General features: G+C 35.8%; 12 protein-coding genes. All 12 read left to right on the plus strand.

The window, feature by feature from the left end; all coding sequences use genetic code 11:
* Window positions 1-132 precede the first annotated feature (132 nt).
* Window positions 133-3,138, plus strand: a complete 3,006-nt coding sequence (locus tag Q4Q40_RS07600) for a SusC/RagA family TonB-linked outer membrane protein (protein ID WP_303301187.1) — start codon at window positions 133-135, stop codon at window positions 3,136-3,138.
* A 12-nt stretch (window positions 3,139-3,150) separates the two neighbouring features.
* A complete protein-coding gene (locus Q4Q40_RS07605) occupies window positions 3,151-4,683 on the plus strand; it encodes a RagB/SusD family nutrient uptake outer membrane protein (protein WP_303301188.1) in 1,533 nt (510 codons plus the stop codon).
* A gap of 33 nt (window positions 4,684-4,716) precedes the next feature.
* On the plus strand, window positions 4,717-6,495 hold the full coding sequence (locus tag Q4Q40_RS07610; RefSeq protein ID WP_303301189.1) for a LamG domain-containing protein: 1,779 nt from the start codon (window positions 4,717-4,719) through the stop codon (window positions 6,493-6,495).
* A gap of 105 nt (window positions 6,496-6,600) precedes the next feature.
* On the plus strand, window positions 6,601-7,959 hold the full coding sequence (locus Q4Q40_RS07615; RefSeq protein WP_303301190.1) for a glucoamylase family protein: 1,359 nt from the start codon (window positions 6,601-6,603) through the stop codon (window positions 7,957-7,959).
* A 3-nt stretch (window positions 7,960-7,962) separates the two neighbouring features.
* On the plus strand, window positions 7,963-9,333 hold the full coding sequence (locus Q4Q40_RS07620) for a glucoamylase family protein (RefSeq protein WP_303301191.1): 1,371 nt from the start codon (window positions 7,963-7,965) through the stop codon (window positions 9,331-9,333).
* Window positions 9,334-9,350: 17 nt separating this feature from the next.
* On the plus strand, window positions 9,351-10,145 hold the full coding sequence (locus Q4Q40_RS07625; protein WP_303301192.1) for a carboxylesterase family protein: 795 nt from the start codon (window positions 9,351-9,353) through the stop codon (window positions 10,143-10,145).
* Window positions 10,146-10,148: 3 nt separating this feature from the next.
* Window positions 10,149-12,404 carry a glycoside hydrolase family 3 N-terminal domain-containing protein gene (locus tag Q4Q40_RS07630; RefSeq protein ID WP_303301193.1) on the plus strand — a complete coding sequence of 752 codons (2,256 nt, stop codon included), beginning with the start codon at window positions 10,149-10,151 and terminating at the stop codon, window positions 12,402-12,404.
* A 116-nt stretch (window positions 12,405-12,520) separates the two neighbouring features.
* Entirely contained in the window at window positions 12,521-13,405 is an 885-nt protein-coding gene (locus Q4Q40_RS07635) for an alpha/beta hydrolase (protein WP_303301194.1), read from the plus strand.
* Window positions 13,405-15,072: a sulfatase family protein gene (locus Q4Q40_RS07640; protein ID WP_303301195.1), complete on the plus strand. Its 1,668-nt coding sequence runs from the start codon at window positions 13,405-13,407 to the stop codon at window positions 15,070-15,072. The genes Q4Q40_RS07635 and Q4Q40_RS07640 overlap by 1 nt, the downstream gene beginning before the upstream one ends.
* A 10-nt stretch (window positions 15,073-15,082) precedes the next feature.
* A complete protein-coding gene (locus Q4Q40_RS07645; protein WP_303301196.1) occupies window positions 15,083-17,167 on the plus strand; it encodes a glycoside hydrolase family 97 protein in 2,085 nt (694 codons plus the stop codon).
* A 5-nt stretch (window positions 17,168-17,172) separates the two neighbouring features.
* On the plus strand, window positions 17,173-18,018 hold the full coding sequence (locus Q4Q40_RS07650; protein WP_303301197.1) for an endonuclease/exonuclease/phosphatase family protein: 846 nt from the start codon (window positions 17,173-17,175) through the stop codon (window positions 18,016-18,018).
* Between the two features lie 10 nt (window positions 18,019-18,028).
* Window positions 18,029-19,411: a sugar porter family MFS transporter gene (locus Q4Q40_RS07655; RefSeq protein WP_303301198.1), complete on the plus strand. Its 1,383-nt coding sequence runs from the start codon at window positions 18,029-18,031 to the stop codon at window positions 19,409-19,411.
* The last annotated feature ends 49 nt before the right edge of the window (window positions 19,412-19,460 follow it).

The following is a 19,460-nucleotide window of genomic DNA, read 5'->3' on the forward strand; positions in this document are numbered from 1 at the left end:
CGTTAAAACATACGTCAATAAGCACTTTTTTAAGTTTTAATATCTCTGACGTAATTTATGTGTAAGCCTTTTTTCTATACCACCTTCTTTAGTTTATAATTTAGTACTAACTAACATTCTAAATAAAATTATATGAAAACAAAACTTACTTTGTTGTTAATTTTTCTATTTTCAATCCAAGCTTTTGCGCAGGATATATTGGTAAATGGTACTATTATAAGTGCTGAAGACAATATACCTGTCCCAGGTGTAAATGTAATAGTAAAAGGAACAAATAGAGGAACAAGCACCGATTTTGATGGCAGTTATTCTATTTCTGTTAACAAAGGAGAAACCTTGGAGTTCAGTGCTATTGGATTTAAAACTATTTTAGTTGAAATTCAAGATCAAAATTTAGTAAACGTATCTCTCGAATTAGATATTGCTTCTTTAGATGAGATCGTAGTAATTGGCTATGGTTCCCAAAAGAAAGCCGATTTAACAGGTTCCATAACGACTATTAAATCTAAAGAAATCACTAAAGCACCAGTTGCCCAGGCCATGCAAGCCTTGCAAGGTAAGGTTTCTGGTTTGCAAATAGTAAATTCAGGAAGCCCAGGACAAGGTCCTACAGTTCGGGTTCGTGGTATCGGTTCGTATGATACTGGTGCATCAGGACCACTTTACGTTGTAGATGGTATGTTTTTCGACGATATCGATTTTTTAAATACTGCAGATATTGCTTCAATTTCTGTATTAAAAGATGCTTCTGCAGCAGCCATTTATGGCGTTAGAGCTGCCAATGGTGTCGTATTAATCCAAACTAATTCTGGAAAGTTGAACCAGAAAGCACAAATTACATATAATGGTTACTCAGGAATTCAGGTAGCACAAAATGTATTGAAATTGGCAAATGCAGAACAGTTCACAACTATTGCATTAGAATCTGGTTCTGCTCCAGATGCGCAATTTATATTAAATGCTATGCAACGCTATGGTAGAAGTCGTGTTAACCCAAATGTTCCAGATGTAAACACAGATTGGTACGATGTAATTATGAGAAACGCATTAATTACAAGCCATAGTATTGGTATAACTGGAGGTGGCGAAAAAGCAACGTATGCAGTTGGAGCTAATTACTTTGGCCAAGAAGGAATTCTTAATATGAAAAATGAGTATGAGCGTTTTAACATCAGAACAAAATTAGACTTTCAGGTAAATGACAGGCTAAAAGTAGGATCAAATATTGTATTTAGCAATGCAACGCGATACGACCCAGAAGCTTCGGCTTGGCGTGTTGCTTATTTTGCAGTACCTATATTACCACCATTTGACTCAAATAACGCAGAATTTTCCCCTACAAATTATGCCAGTGCAACAGATTTAGGATACCGTGGCGATCAAAACCCTTTACACTTATTAAATTTTAGTGAGAATAGACTAAAAATCAGAAATGTCTTAGCTAATATCTATGCAGAAATAAGTGTAACTAAAAACTTGAAATTTAAAACAGCCTATAATCATAATTTAGAAACTATTGAAAATCGCGAAGTACGTTTACCTTACGACACCAGTAGTGAAAATGATTATGAACGCGCTATTTCTAGTATTACAAAAGAAAATATAACCATTTCTAATCAAATTTGGGATAATACATTAACATACAATAATACATTTGGAAAACACAACCTAACAGCTTTATTAGGAGCTTCATTTAGAGATGAATCTTATGAACAATTGGAAGCCAGTGGCTCTGGATTTCCTTCAAGAGAAGAAGCTTATTATTTAGATCAAGCCACAGCATTAGGAGATCCAACTGATGATGGTAGGCGAGAATATGGTTCATCTTACTTTACAAGAATAGCCTATAACTTTAACGATAAGTATTTATTGTACGGAACATTTCGTGCAGATGGCACCAACAAATACCAGGAAAAGTGGGGCTATTTCCCAACAGTTGGTGTAGGTTGGGTCGTATCGAGCGAACAATTTATGCAAAATAATGGCATTTTTGACTTTCTGAAATTACGTGCCAGCTGGGGTGAATTAGGAAATGACAAAGTACCATCTAGTGAAGGCTCTATAACATCAGAGGTTGTTGAAACAGCATTAGGAGATATCAGATTTAGTGGTTTAAATACATCTAGTGATTTTACAGCTTTAAAATGGGAGGTTACCGAAGAAATCAATGTAGGGCTTACAACAAGATTATTTGATAATAACTTATCCATTGAAGCAGATTATTACATTCGCGATACCAAAGATGCTGTTATACCCGTAGAACGCCCTCTTATTCCAGGATCAACACGTCAAAATGTTGGAGAAATAAGAAACACAGGTTTTGAAATAGCACTAGAATGGAATAAAAGAGTCTCTGATGATTTTAGCTATAGTGTTGGAGCAAACCTATCTACACTAAAAAATGAAGTATTAGATTTAAATAATGAAACAGGATTTCTAGACGCAGGCTCAGCAGAATTCAGGCAACGTTCCATTGTTGGAGAACCTTTATTTGCTTTTTACGGTAGAGAAGTTATTGGAGTTTATCAAAATGATGCAGAAATTCAAGCAGACCCAGTAGCAGTTGCCAACAACTTAGTTCCAGGTGATTTCAAATACAAAGAAAATGGCGGAGACCCTGATACTATTGACGACGACGACCGTGTGGTTTTAGGTTCATTTTTACCCACGTATCAATATGGTATTAATTTAGGATTTAACTACAAAGCTTTTGATTTTTCAATTAGCGCTTTAGGCCAGGGAGGAAACAAAATCTTAAATCGAAAACGTGGCGAAGTTATTTTTACTAACGACACAAATATAGATAGAGATTTTGCAATAAACAGATGGCACGGAGAAGGAACTTCTAATAGTTATCCTTCTGCCGCTGCAATTCGTAAAGGATGGAATCAAAGCCTAAATTCTTATTTTATAGAAGATGGTGGGTTTTTCAGAATTCAAAATATAAGCTTAGGCTATACAATAAATAAAAAATCATCATCTAGCAAACTACCAACAATAAGGTTATACGTTACTGCCGAAAAACCATTAACCGTATTTGATTATAATGGTTTCAATCCAGAGGTAGCAAATGGCGTAGATAACCAAACGTATCCAATTCCAGCAGTATATACTGCAGGTGTAAATGTGAAATTTTAAAAAAAAAGCGATATGAAATTATTTAAAAAAATGTTCTTGATAACTCTAGCATCATTATTTGTGTTTGCAGGGTGTTCAGATAATATAGATGAGCCAGAGCGAAATAATAATTTTGCTGCAGGTACAGACTTTTCAAAAACTGAAGATATGATTCTCTCTATAGTAGGGGTTTACGAAGCATATCAAAGTAGAGGTTGGGAACAACCATTATTAACATCAGTAAGAGGAGACGATGTGAACTCTGGAGGTCTGGGAGACCAACAAGACTTTACAGAAACCGACAAATTTAATTACAATAAAGATTATTGGATGTATAACTCTTTATGGGAAAACGTTTATGTAGACATTATTACAGCCCATACTGCTATGGAGCAAATAGGACGCTATCAGGAATTTGCAGACGATGCAGGTATTGCCTTAGGAGAGCAATATATCGCAGAAGCAAAAGTACTAAGAGCGATCATGCTTTTCGATATTTCTCGTGTTTGGGGTGATGTGTTTATTACAGAGTCTTCAGATACTGGTGCCCTATTGGATGTTACAGAATTACCGACACAAACCGAAGTCATGCAACACATTTCAGATCAAATGGATGAAGCCATGCCTTTTTTACCAGATATGAGACCCAATGAACGCGTAGATCTTCCAGGAGGCGTTACACTATATACAGCATTGGCTATAAAAGCATTGGCGAATCAAGAATTAAAAGATTATCAGGCAGTAGCTGCTGCTACCAGTCAAATAATTAATTCAGATAAATTTAGCTTGTATTCTGATTTTTATGAATTGTTTAAAACACCAGGGAAATTAAGTGACGAATCTATTTTAGATATGCAATACTCAGATTTCGGACTTGGTGCTGGCGAACCTAACGAAGCGCATTTATACGCTCCTTATGGTCCTCAGAATTGGACACCTGCAGTAGATGGATCTTCAAGTGGCTGGGGTTTTTACGAACCAAGTTTAAAATTTATCAAATTCATGCTTGATCGTGATGAAACAGTACGTTTAGAAACCAGTGTATTATTTACAGACAGAGGTATTGCAGAAATACAATCAGACCCAGCATATGCTACATTGCCTGCATGGATTTCAAATACAACCAGAGATGGCGACATCATAAATGATTATGCTCGGGCTTTCTTTGCCAGCGGCAAGCATTATTTACCATCAAATCAACTCATTACAGGAAGAACAGCCTATGGTAGTAACAAAAACTATATGGTTATTCGTTATGCAGAAATACTATTAATGCATGCAGAAGCATTAACGCAAGGTGGTACAGGAAGTGGATTGACTGCTACTCAAGCAGTAAACTTGGTTAGAGACAGAGCAGGCTTAGCCCCATTAGCAAGTGTGACTTTAGATGATATTATAGATGAGAAATTTGCAGAATTAGGTATGGAATGGGGAAAACGTTATTACGATATGCTAAGACTTGAACGTTATAGTGAATTAAGCTACGATGGCAGAACATTTTCCCCAGATAAAGCATTCTTGCCTTACCCTCAAAGTCAAGTAGACCAATTTCCTATTTTAGATTAGACAAGATATAATACTAATTATAAAAAACTATAAATGAAAAATATAAATAAAATCATTATTGGATTATTTTCATTCTTACTAATAGTATTCTCATGTAATGATGGCATAGACCCAATAACAGAAGTTGACCCAGGACAAGATGCTGGCGCTCCTCAAGTAACCCTTAAATACCCTGTTGAAGGCACTAAAATTAAAGTGAACGACCCCGTAGCTGCGATAACCATTGAGTTTGAAGTTACAGATGATATTGAAGTAGACAACATTGCTGTCTTGATTAATAACAGTGAAATTGCAACCATGGCTGATTTCAAAGATTACAGACGCGTTTTAGCTGAAGTGCCTTTTAACAATCTAACCACTGGGCAACACGAACTGAAAATAGTAGCTACCGATATTAATGGGCAAAGTACGACTGCAACTGCTAACTTTGAAAAAGAACCACCTTACCTACCCATTTTTGCCAACGAAACACTTTACATGGACTTTGAAAGTGATTATACAGAGTTTATTAGCGTTACCAGAGCTACAGAAGTAGGTACCCCAGGATTTGCAGGTGAAGGATTAGCTAGTAATAATGCATACGCAGGAGCAACAGATTCTTATCTTACATTACCAACAAGTACTTTGCAGTTAGGAAACGAGATCTCTGCTGTTTTATGGTATAAAGTAAATGCATCACCAGATCGTGCTGGTGTATTAGTCATCGGACCTCCAGACTTAGAAAATCCAGATAGTCAGAATAACAGAAATGGTGGTTTTAGATTCTTCAGAGAAAATGCAAGCGGTATGCAACGTTTTAAATTGAATGTTGGTACAGGAGCAGGAAACACTTGGGTTGATGGTGGTGCAGCTGCCGATGTAGATCCTAATAAAGACGAATGGGTGAGCTTAGCATTTACTATTTCTGCTACCGAGGCACGTGTTTATATCAATGGTCAATTAGCCAAAGAAAGTGCCTTATCCAGTCCAGTAGATTGGACAGATTGTGATATTCTATCCATCATGTCTGGAGCACCTCGTTTTGAAGGGTGGAATCATAAATCTGATCATAGTTTTATAGATGAACTTCGTTTCTTCAATACAGCCTTATCACAAAGTGAGATTCAAAATATTATCGGTGTTACCAATCCATACACACCAGCAGACGGTGAAACCATGTATATGCCTTTTGATGATGCTTATAAAAATTTAGTATCTGGAGCAGATGCTACTATAGTGGGAACACCCGATTTTGCTGGAGAAAGTAAGTTAGGTACCAATGCGTATGCAGGTGCTACAGATTCCTATTTAACCTTCCCTTCCACAGGATTATTAGCAAGTGAGTTTAGTGCCACCATGTGGCATAAAGTAAATGCCACTCCAGATCGTGCAGGTATCCTTGTTATGGGGCCACCAGATACAGAAAATGCTGGTTTCCCAGATGTTCAAAATAACAGAACCTCAGGATTTAGATTCTTTAGAGAAGATGCAGGTGGTATGCAACGTTTTAAATTGAATGTTGGTACGGGAGCAGGAGACACTTGGGTTGATGGTGGTACTGCAGCAGATGTTGATCCTACTGCTAACGAATGGGTGCATTTGGCTTTTACAATGTCCAGTTCTAAAGCAATCGTTTATATTAATGGTGAAGTAGCAGCAGAAAGCGATATAACAGGCGTAGACTGGACAGAATGTGATATATTATCTATTATGTCTGGAGTACCTCGTTTTACAGCTTGGGGTCATACATCTGATTTAAGCTATTTAGATGACTTACACTTATATAACAAAACACTTTCTCATTCTGAAATACAAACTATCATAGGGAATTAATTAATGTTAGCTTATAATACAGTTGTTTATGTTTAATTAGTTGAAGTTTTAGCTGCATTTTAAAGAATGCAGCTAAAACCAATCAACGCACTCGTGCCAATTTTTATGAAAAATAAATTACTTGTCTTATTTGTTTTATTTACAATCCTATTTAATTGTAAAAAAAACACAAATGAAAATAAAAAAACAAAACCTAATAACAGTTCTATAGTAATAAACGACGACGTACTATTGGACTCCATACAAAAACAAACATTCAATTATTTTTGGGAAGGCGCAGAACCTATTTCTGGTTTAGCCAGAGAGCGTTTGCACATGGATAATATCTATCCAACCTCACCAAAACACACAGTTACAACGGGGGGTAGTGGTTTTGGACTTATGACTATTTTAGTGGGTGTAAAACGTGGATTCATAACTAGAGAGCAAGCATTCCATCGTTTTGTTAGAATAGTTGATTTTCTTGAAAAATCAGATAGATACCATGGTGCATGGCCTCACTGGTTAAATGGTGAAACTGGTAAAATGTATCCATTCAGTAAAAAAGATAATGGCGGTGATTTAGTTGAGACAGCATTTTTAGTTCAAGGCCTATTAATAGTTGCCGAATATTTTAAAAATGGTAATAAGAAAGAACAACAGCTGGTTTCTAAAATTGATACCCTATGGCGCGGCGTAGAATGGGATTGGTATACCAAAGGTGAAGATGTATTGTATTGGCATTGGTCGCCAGAATATGGATGGGACATGAATTTTCCTGTTGGCGGGTACAACGAATGTTTAATCATGTATGTTTTGGCAGCTGCATCACCTACACATCCAATAAAAGCATCAGTTTACCATAAAGGATGGGCAAGAAATGGGGACATTATATCATCCGAAAAATTTTATGATGAAGATTTAGTCTTAGATTATTACGAGCATGACGAATCACCTGTCGGTCCTATGTTCTGGGCACATTATTCATACCTTGGATTAAACCCAAAAGGACTATCAGATAAATATGCAGATTATTGGAAACTGGTTCAAAATCAGGCTAAAATTCACTACAAACATGCCGTTGATAATCCTAGCAATTTTAAAGGTTATGGAGATAGCCTATGGGGATTAACATCAAGCTATTCTATAAATGGTTATAAAGGACACCGCCCAGATAAAGATTTAGGTGTTATAGCACCTACCGCAGCGCTATCATCATTTCCTTATACGCCAAAAGAAAGTATGCAAATGCTTAAAAAACTATATAAAGACCATGATTCTCTAATAGGAAAATATGGTCCTTATGATGCCTTTAGCCTGCATGACAATTGGTACACCCCAAGATATCTAGCAATAGATCAAGGCCCCATTCCTGTTATGATTGAAAATCACCGTTCGGGAATGATCTGGGATTTATTTATGACACATAAAGATGTACAATCTGGTCTTAATACTTTAGGATTCAATTATAAAGAAAGCGATTAAACGATGCCGAAATACGCACTTATTATAGTCTGCATTATATTTTTTTCATGTGAAAAAGATGATGGTCCTGGTTATGAAGAACCATATATACCTGGCTCTGATGATGACCCTGTTGTTATTGTCCCATTATCCGATGAAGAAATGATGGACTTAACCCAAAAAGAAACCTTTAAATATTTTTGGGATTTTGCCGAAACCAATTCTGGAGCAGCCAAAGAACGCTATCATCCTGAAAACCCAACACTAAATCAAAATGTGGTAACAACTGGTGGAACAGGGTTTGGTTTAATGAGTATTTTAGTAGGTATAGAGCGCGATTTTATTACTCGTGAACAAGGCATTTTAAGGTTAAATAAAATCCTCGCTTTTTTAGAAAATGCAGATCGTTTTCATGGCGCGTGGTCACATTGGGTTGATGGTAATTCGGGTAACGTCATTCCGTTTAGCACAAATGATGATGGTGGCGATTTGGTTGAAACAGCATTTTTAGTACAAGGTCTTATTTGTGTAAACGAATATTTTAAAAATGGCACCGATTCCGAAAAAACGCTTGCTCAAAAAGCAGATACATTATGGAAAGGCGTAGAATGGAATTGGTACACACAGGGTCAAGATGCATTATACTGGCATTGGAGTCCAAATGTTGGTTTTGATATAAACCTTAAGCTAACGGGTTATAATGAAGTCATGATTACTTATATTTTGGGGGCGGCATCTCCAGATTATAGTATTACAAAAGATGTTTACGAAAAAGGTTGGGCTAGCTCAGGAAATATAGTATCGTCTGCGACACAATATGGTTTTCCTTTAGTTTTAAAACACGCTGGGGGATCCAACTTGGGTGGTCCTTTATTTTTTAGTCACTATTCTTTTTTAGGGCTTAATCCAAAAAATCTAACAGATCAATATGGTAATTACTGGGATCTTGCCGTTAATCACACAAAAATTAACCGTCAATACTGCATTACCAATCCGAAAAACTATATAGATTATGGTGAAAATTGCTGGGGGTTAACAGCCAGTTATTCTAGAAATTCAGATGGCTCTATAGGCTATTCAGCTCATAGTCCATCAAACGATATAGGCGTGGTTTCTCCAACAGCGGCCATTAGTTCCATACCCTATACCCCTGTAGAATCTCTAAAATTTATGCACTATCTCTATCAGAATAAAGACAAACTACTCGGGCCTGCTGGCTTTTATGATGCCTTTAGTCCGCACCATAATTATTGGGTAGCAGATGCTTATTTAGCAATAGATCAAGGCCCTCAAATAGTTATGATAGAAAATTACAGAACCGAATTACTTTGGAATTTATTCATGCAAAATACCGACGTTAAAAAAGGATTAGATAAATTAGGTTTCAATTATTAAATCATCATATAATGATCATGAAAAGGAAACACATAACATACATTTTAGTCATATTTTTAATAGGCATATCCAATTTATTAATGGCGCAACACCAGAACCTATACTCAAAAGAGTCTTTTGTAAACCAATCAGATACGTTGTTTTACAGAATGCTTTTGCCTAAAAACTTTGATGAATCAAAACAATACCCATTAGTTTTGTTCCTTCATGGTGCTGGCGAAAGAGGTCATAACAACGAATCACAGTTAGTACACGGAAGTGCTTTATTTGCTTCAGAAGAAAACAGAGAAAAATTTCCTGCAATAATTATATTTCCTCAATGTCCTAAAAACGATTTTTGGGCCCATGCAAATTTCAACAGAAATAACACTCCAAAAAAAATAGAATTCCCTCTTAACGTAGCCCCAAACAAATCTATGGAATTAGTGATGCTACTAATAGATAACATGGTTTCAAAACCATATATACAAAAAAACCAAGTGTATGTTGGAGGCTTATCAATGGGTGGTATGGGTACTTTTGAAATTGTTTATAGAAAACCAAACCTGTTTGCTGCTGCTTTTTCTATTTGTGGCGCAGGAAATCCTGAAGGGACTAAAACTTATGCTAAAACCACACCATTTTGGGTATTTCATGGTTCAAACGATACTGTTGTAAACCCACAATACTCTGTAAATATGGTTGGCAGTATTTTAAAATACGGAGGCAAACCTAATTTCACATTATATGCCAAAGACAACCATAATAGTTGGGATTCCGCCTTTGCCGAACCCAAATTATTACCCTGGTTATTTTCAAATATTAAACACTAAACAATGAACAGACTAACCAAACCTAACATTATTACGGTACTATTACTTCTTGTTTTTAGCTGTAATACGACTGAAAATAAGAACAATAAAACTCAAAAAACAACGCCTTTTGATACCAAAATAGATTCATTAATGAGTTTAATGACTTTACAGGAAAAAATAGGTCAAACCGTCATGTACAGTGGTGGATGGACAGTTACAGGGCCTACGGTAAGTAAAAACAATAAAAAACACATCAAAGCAGGTGATGTCGGAGCCATGCTTAACGTATACTCGGTTAAAGGCACCAGAAATCTACAAAAACTAGCCGTGGAAGAAACACGTTTGGGCATCCCCCTACTCTTTGGATATGATGTTATTCACGGTTTCAAAACCATTTTCCCAATCAATTTAGGGCTAGCGGCAAGTTGGGATCTGGATGATATTGAAAAAGGATCTCGCATTGCTGCCGAAGAAGCTTCTGCCGAAGGAATCCATTGGACATTTGCTCCTATGGTTGATATTGCAAGAGACCCACGTTGGGGACGAATTTCTGAAGGTGCTGGAGAAGATGTTTACCTAGGAAGCCAAATAGCAAAAGCCTATGTTCAAGGTTTTCAAGGAGACGACTTATCTCAGCCTAATACCATTTTGGCCTGCGCGAAACATTTTGTGGGCTATGGCGCAGCACAAGCTGGTCGCGATTACCATACAGTAAATATGGGCAAAGGAGAATTACGTAATGTGTATTTACCGCCATTTAAAGCGACTATTGACGCAGGAGTAGAAACGTTCATGACTGCTTTTAATGAGGTTAATGGTGTTCCCGCTACTGCAAACAGCTTTATTTATAGAGATGTTTTAAGAGACGAATGGAATTTTAATGGCTTTGTAGTCACCGATTATACAGCCATCAACGAATTAGTGCCGCACGGATTTGCAAAAGATGAAAAGGAAGCTACCAAATTAGCCATTGATGCTGGTATCGATATGGATATGATGAGTAACGCAAACCGACTTTATTTAGAAGCACTGGTAAATGAAGGACAAGTAGATGTTGCTCTTATTGATGATGCCTGCCGAAGAATTCTTCTAACAAAATACAAATTAGGATTGTTTGATGATCCTTACAGATACTGTGACGAACAACGTGAAAAGGATGTAGTTTACAAACCAGAGTTTCTACAGGCAGCACGTCATTCAGCAGCCATTTCTTCTGTATTGCTAAAGAACGATGAAAAAGCCTTACCATTAAATACAGATCAAACCATAGCACTTATTGGGCCATTGGCAAAAGACAAAGAAAACATCATTGGTAATTGGGCCGCGGCAGGTGATAGAAAAGGAAAAGCAATTAGTGTACATCAAGGCATTCAAGAATATTTAAACGATTCCAAAATACTATTTTCAAGAGGTTGTGAGATTGAGGGCGATGATGTTACTGGATTTCAAAAAGCCATTAATATAGCCAGAAAAGCAGATGTTGTGGTGATGGTGATGGGAGAAGACTATGATATGAGTGGCGAGGCTGCAAGTAGAACCAATATAAAATTACCTGGAAGTCAAACCAAATTGATAAAAGCCATTAGAAAAGCAGTCCCAGACAAAAAAATCATTTTAGTTTTAATGAATGGACGCCCTTTAGATCTATCTGAAGAAGACACTCTAGCAGATGCCATTTTAGAAACCTGGTTTCCAGGAACTATGGGAGGTCATGGTGTTGCAGACCTGCTCTTTGGAACTTATAGTCCTTCAGGAAAATTACCCGTTACATTCCCTAGAACGCTGGGACAAATCCCTATCTATTACAACATGAAAAATACAGGACGTCCCATTCCGCCAAACAATCCAAAAGAGGATTATAAGTCCAATTATATAGATGTTCCCAATACCCCCTTATATCCATTCGGTCATGGGTTGAGCTATACGACATTCGAATATTCAGATATTAAATTATCTGCAAGTACCATTGGTTTTTCAGATACATTAACAGCTTCGACAACGATTACCAATACAGGAAATTATGATGGGCATGAGATTGCTCAATTATACGTACACGATAAAGTAGGCAGCGTAACAAGGCCCGTAAAAGAACTTAAAGGATTTCAAAAAATATTCCTTAAAAAAGGAGAAAGCAAGACCGTTTCGTTTACTATTTCTGTTGAAGATTTAAAATTCTACAACAGCGACATGATATTTACTGTGGAGCCTGGCGCATTTGAAATTGCTATAAAAGGCACCTCAGATTTTAATTTCGAACACCTATTTACATTAGAATAATTTAATAACCTATTATCTAAAAAAACTAAAACACCTTAGAACTATACGCCTCCATTTTAAAACAGATTGAAGGCAAACCTATAATTAGGTACTATTTTAATCGAAAAAACAAATTAATGAAGTATAGAATTTTAGCAACCATTTTTTGTTTGAGTGCATTTGTGTTTTCTCAAAATATAACAACACACACCTACGCCATCAAAGGTTTGGATACTTTAAAAATGGATGTTTACACACCAAAAAATATCAAAACCAATGCTAATTTACCTGTTATTTTATGGATGCATGGCGGTGGTTTCGCTGGTGGTAAACGAGACCATCCAGATGAGGTTAAAATGATGCAATACTTCTCTCAGAATGGATACATCGGCATATCAATTTCTTATAGATTATTGTTAAAAAATGCAGAAACAGGTTCTGGTTGTGATTGTCCAAAAGCATTCAAATTAGAAATATTTAAACAAGCTGCCATCGATTATTTAGATGCCGCCAAATTTATAGTAGACAATAGCGCTATGTTACAAATAAACCCCGATAAAATTATTGCAGGTGGTGGTAGTGCTGGTGCCGAGAGTATTTTAAATGCTGTTTATATGAAAACATACTTTGTGGATCATTTAGAAACATATAAAAATGTAAAATTTGCTGGCGTTATGTCTTTAGCAGGCGCATTGGTAAATGCCGCATACATTACTAAAAGCAATGCATTACCAACCGTTTTGTTTCATGGAACAGACGATCCCTTGGTGCCATTTGCAAGTGCAGCACATCATTATTGCATAGCTGAAAAACCAGGGTATTTACAATTGGATGGTTCCGAAACTATTTCTAAAAAATTAGATGCATTAGGAACCGCTTACTATTTTAACAAAGTTATTGGTGGAAAGCATGAATTATGTATGATTCCTTTTGACCAATTAGATACGATCATACAGTTTTTTGAAAAAACAGTAGATCATTCTGAAATCATTCAAACAAAAAAAATAATAACTAAGAATTGATGAAAAAGCAGCTATACTTCATTTTAATCGCAATTATTTTTCTGTCCTGTAAAAATGAAAAAAAAGCCCCTATTGTTGATGTTCCCAAAAGACCCAACATTATTTTTATAATGGCAGATGACCATGCTACACAAGCGATTAGTGCATATGGACATCCTATTAGCCAGTTAGCACCTACACCAAACATCGATAGAATTGCAAATGAAGGTGCTATTTTTAAAAACAATTTTTGTACAAATTCCATTTGCGGTCCCAGTCGGGCAGTCATTTTAACAGGAAAGCATAGCCACGTTAATGGTTTTAGAATGAATGGGAACCATTTTGATGGCAACCAACAAACCTACCCCAAACTATTACAAAAAGCAGGTTATAAAACCGCTATGTTTGGCAAATGGCACTTACATGGTATCCCTCAAGGTTTCGATTATTGGAATATTTTACAAGACCAAGGCAATTATTACAATCCAAATTTTATTTCTGTAAATGAGCAAACTAAAACGGTCGACACCACAATGGTTATAGGGTATGCTACCGATATCGTTACTGAAGATGCATTGAGTTATTTGGAAAAAATAAAGAATGACAATCAACCTTTTATGCTCATGGTACAACATAAAGCGCCTCACAGAAATTGGATGCCAGCATTGCGTCATTTAAACAAGTATGATAGCGTTCCGTTTCCCGTACCCGACACCTATTTTACGAACCACAATGGTTCTATAGCTTCTAAAGAACAATATCAAACGATTTATAGAGACATGTACGAGGGGCATGATTTAAAAATGACTAAGACAAAAGGAAATCCAGAATTGGCTCATAATCCGTGGAAAACAGATTTTGACCGTATGACACCAGAGCAACGTGCTATTTGGGATAAAGCCTACCAACCAAAAAATGATGCATTCCACGATGCTAAATTATCTGGAAAAGATCTGGATTTATGGAAATTTCAACGCTATTTACAAGATTATATGGCAACCATAGCTGCTGTAGATGAGGGGGTAGGGAAAATTTTAGATTATTTAAAAGCTAATCATTTAGAAGAAAACACCATAGTCGTTTACACCACAGATCAAGGGTTTTATTTAGGTGAAAAAGGCTGGTTTGACAAGCGCTTTATGTATGAAGAGTCTTTGGCTATGCCCATGCTAATGAAATATCCAGAGGTTATAAAACCTAAAACAGAAATTACTGCCTTAACCCAAAACCTTGATTTTGCCGAGACTTTTCTAGATTTTGCACAGGTTGCTATTCCAGAAGATATGCAAGGACAATCCTTAAAACCTTTGTTAGAAAACCAGATCAAAGAGGACCATTTTAGAGATGCTATTTACTACCATTACTATGATTTTCCTGCATTTCATATGGTAAAAAAAATGTATGGCGTACGTACCAATCGCTATAAATTAATTCATGTATATGATGATATTGATGCATGGGAATTGTATGATTTAGAAAAAGATCCCAGCGAAACTCACAATTTAATTGATGATACTAATTATAATGATGTTGAACAAGGTTTAAGAGAAACATTAAAAACGCTACAAGCACACTATAAAGTAACAGAAAAAGAGATGGAACAAACAGCAAATCCAGAAGCCATCAAAAAAGCCTACAAAGATTTTGAAAGATTGAGAGGGCAACCTATGGAAGCTTACGAACATTAAACATACAATTATGAAACTGTCCTCAACCATAAAAATTCTTATTTGTTTTATTGCTATGGTAGCATGTAAAACAGAAAAAAAAGATGCTTCAACACTTATAAATTCCCCTAATAACAAGATTAAAGTTCATTTTTATCTCACTAAAAATAATGAACCATCCTATATGGTGTATTTTAAAAATGAAAAAGTGATTGATTCTTCTACCATGGGGTTTGAATTAAAAGAAACATTACCTCTTAGCAAAAACTTCAAAATTCTAGACGTTCAGAGATCAACAGTCAACGAAACATGGGATATGGTTTGGGGTGAAGATGCAAACGTACAAAACCATTATAACGAACTTAAAATTGCCTTAGAAGAAACTTCAGAATTAAAAAGACAGCTCAATATCATATTTAAAGTTTATGATGATGGCATTGGATTTCGGTACGAATTCCCTAAACAGGAACATTTAAATGATGTGGTTATTACTGATGAAAACACCGAATTTAATCTTACTAAAGATCATAAAGTATGGTGGATTCCTGGAGATTGGGATATTTACGAATACTTATATAATACTACACGTTTTTCAGAAATTGACGCACTAAAACATTATAAACCAAACACGCATTTAGGACAAACCTATATTCCTGAGAATGCCGTAAATACCCCTGTAACCATGAAGACCGATTCGGGTGTTTATTTAAGTTTTCATGAAGCAGATTTAACCAATTATGCAGGTATGACTTTAGCAGTTGATACAGGCGATTTAAAAATGAAAAGTGAACTGGTTGGTAATAACGAAAACATAAAAGTAAAACGGCAAACCCCTTTTGAAACACCTTGGAGAACCATTCAAATTACAGAAAAAGCGGGCGATCTCATTGAATCTAAATTAATTTTAAACCTTAACGACCCTAGTTTAGTTGAAGACCTCCCCTATTTCAAACCTACAAAATATGTTGGTATTTGGTGGGATATGCATATTGGAACGGGACATTGGGATTATTCAGGAAACTATCACGCTGCCAATACCAAATATGCTAAAGACATGATAGATTTTGCATCAGAACACAACATTGCGGGGATGCTGGTTGAAGGCTGGAATACTGGTTGGGAAAAATGGTGGGATAAAAAGAATAAGAAAGTCCATTTTGATTTTGTGACCCCCTACCCCGATTATGATTTGGAAGAAGTTGTAAGCTATGGAAAATCCAAAGGTGTGGCGTTAGTAATGCACCATGAAACCTCAGCAGATATTATTCGATATGAAAAGCAAATCGATACCGCTTTTGCGCTCATGAAAAAATTAAATATCCATGCCGTTAAAACGGGATATGTAGGTAGCGTTATTCCAGAAGGAGAATATCATCATGGGCAATACATGGTTAATCACTATCAAAAAGTTTTAGAAAAAGGCATGGCATATCAGGTTGCTATAAATGCACATGAACCTATAAAAGCAACTGGAAAAAGACGGACGTATCCTGTAGCTATTTCTCGCGAAGGTGTCCGCGGACAAGAATATAACGCCTGGTCTAAAGATGGCGGTAATCCACCAGAACATTTAACAATTGTACCTTTTACAAGAATGCTGGGAGGTCCCATAGATTATACACCTGGAATCTTTAATACGTCCTTAAGTCCATACAAAACAGACAATCAAATTAATACCACATTAGCACATCAGTTGGCTTTGTATGTTGTTTTATATAGCCCTGTGCAAATGGTACCCGATTTAATAACGCATTATAAAAACCATCCCGCATTTGAATTTATCAAAGATGTTGGTGTAGATTGGAACACCTCTAAAGTCCTCGATGCAGAAATTGGTGAATTTATTACCCTCGCACGACAAGAAAAAAGGACAAAAAACTGGTTCGTTGGATGTATTACGGATGAAAATGCCAGAGCAATTAAAGTAGACTTAAATTTTTTAGAAGAAGATCAAATCTATATTGCAAAATTATACAAAGATGCTCAAGATTCACATTATATGAACAATCCAGAAATTTATGAAATATTAAAACAAGAAGTCGATAATAAAACGATCTTTGAACTTAACCTAGCTCCTGGAGGAGGATGCGCAATCTCATTAATACCTAAAAATTAAACGTTATGAAAAAAATAAGTTCTTTAATCATTTTATTTTGCTACTTCGGATCTTTGTTTGCTCAGGAAGACACCAAAATAATGACCTACAATATTAAGGTGGATCACTCAAAAGAAAGTGATAACAGTTGGGACCATCGTAAAGATTTTATGATGGGGCAAATTAATTTTTATCAACCAGATGTTTTTGGCGTACAAGAAGCACTGCCAAATCAAATCAAATATATAGACAGCACATTAGTAGATTATAACTATGTTGGTGTGGGTCGTGATGATGGTGACACAGCTGGAGAATATTCAGCTATTTTTTATAAAAAGGAAACATTTACAATAGTAAAAAGCGGGACGTTTTGGTTATCAAAAACACCCGAAAAGGTCTCTATGGGCTGGGATGCTGTTTGTAATCGTATTTGTACCTACTCGCTTTTAGAAAATAAAAAAACGACTAAACGTTTTTGGGTATTCAATACCCATTTTGATCATGTTGGAAAATTGGCGCGTGCCGAAAGTCCTAAATTAATACTTCAGAAAATAAACGCATTAAATACAGAAAGCGTACCTGTTATTCTTATGGGGGATTTTAATTTAGAACCAGAAACGCCGCAAATACAATTCATCAAGAAACATTTAAAGGATTCAAAAGAAATTTCAAAAGCAGTTCCTTTTGGACCATCTGGAACTTTTAATGGCTTTCATTTCAACCAACCCGTAACAAGACGTATTGATTATATTTTTGTAAGTCATAGCATCAAGGTAAATAAGTATGCCGTACTAAGCGACTCTAAAGATTGTAAATACCCTTCTGATCATTTACCTGTTTATATTGAAATACAACTAACTAAAACGAATTAAGATCAAAATTATGAATAAGCGGACTTTTTTATTGCTAATAACAGCAGTATCGGCATTAGGTGGATTACTATTTGGTTATGATACAGGTGTTATCAATGGGGCTCAATTTTATTTAAGTAAACATTTCGATTTAGATTCGGCAATGAAAGGTTGGGTTGTAGGAAGTGCACTTCTGGGGTGTTTAGTTGGTGCTATTGCTGCTGGTCCATTAAGCATAAAATTTGGTAGAAAATATTCTTTAATAATTTCGGCTGTATTATTTTCAATTTCAGCTTACGGTTCTGGTTTACCGTCCATTTTTCCAGAGTCGGTTTCTTTACTCGTCTTTTTTAGAATCATTGGAGGACTTGGTATTGGTATAGCATCTATGAATGCGCCTATGTACATTGCAGAAATTGCACCAAGCAATATAAGAGGCAGAATGGTTACTTATTACCAATTGGCGATCGTTATTGGCTTTTTTGTCGTGTTTTTGGCAACCTATTTTATTGGAAATAGTTTAACCGAAACACAAAACATAGCCTTTGGATGGAAACGTATGTTTTGGTCTGAGTTAATTCCCAGTTGTTTATTTTTAATTCTGTTATTCTTTGTCCCTAAAAGTCCGCGATGGTTAGCTCTTAAAGGAAAAGATGAAGATGCTTTAATCATTTTAACCAAAATACACGGTACCGAGCAAGCAAATAAAGAAATTATAGAGATAAAAGCGTCTCTTAAAGTAAATGACAAGCGTATTAAAGTGAATTATTTTTCAAAAATAATACTGGGGATCATTATTATAGGAACAACATTATCTGCATTGCAACAATTTACTGGGATAAATGCTGTATTATATTATGGTGCCGATATTTTTGAAAAGGCTCTTGGCTTTGGAAAAGAAGACATTTTAGCACAACAAATACTTCTGGCATTTGTTAATCTAGTATTTACTTTTGTTGCAATGTTTACTGTAGATAAATTTGGAAGAAAACCATTAATATACATCGGATCTGTAGGTATGATAATTGGGTTCCTATTATTAGGAATCACGTTACAGCAACAATCTGTAGGCATTCTGTCCTTACTAGGCGTACTCATTTTTATAGCAGCGTTCGCGCTTTCTATGGGTCCTGTTGTTTGGGTCTTACTTTCGGAAATGTTCCCTAATAAAATCCGTAGTGTGGCTATGTCTGTAGCTGTAGCCACACAATGGGCAGCAAATTATGTGGTGTCGCAATCTTTTCCAATAGTCATGGATAGTGAGGTTAATAATAATGCTCTATGGAATGGTTCTTTACCTTATTTTATATTTATCGTATTTATTATCATTATTGTGGTTGTAACCTACAAATTCATTCCAGAAACAAAAGGAAAATCTCTTGAAGAGATTGAAGGGTTTTGGAATGAAAGATAACGTGATTTATATCTAGGTTTTAAAACTTAAAATGCTTTGCACTTAGGAT

It is taken from the genome of Flavivirga jejuensis (genome assembly GCF_030540765.1).
GTDB lineage: Bacteria > Bacteroidota > Bacteroidia > Flavobacteriales > Flavobacteriaceae > Flavivirga > Flavivirga jejuensis.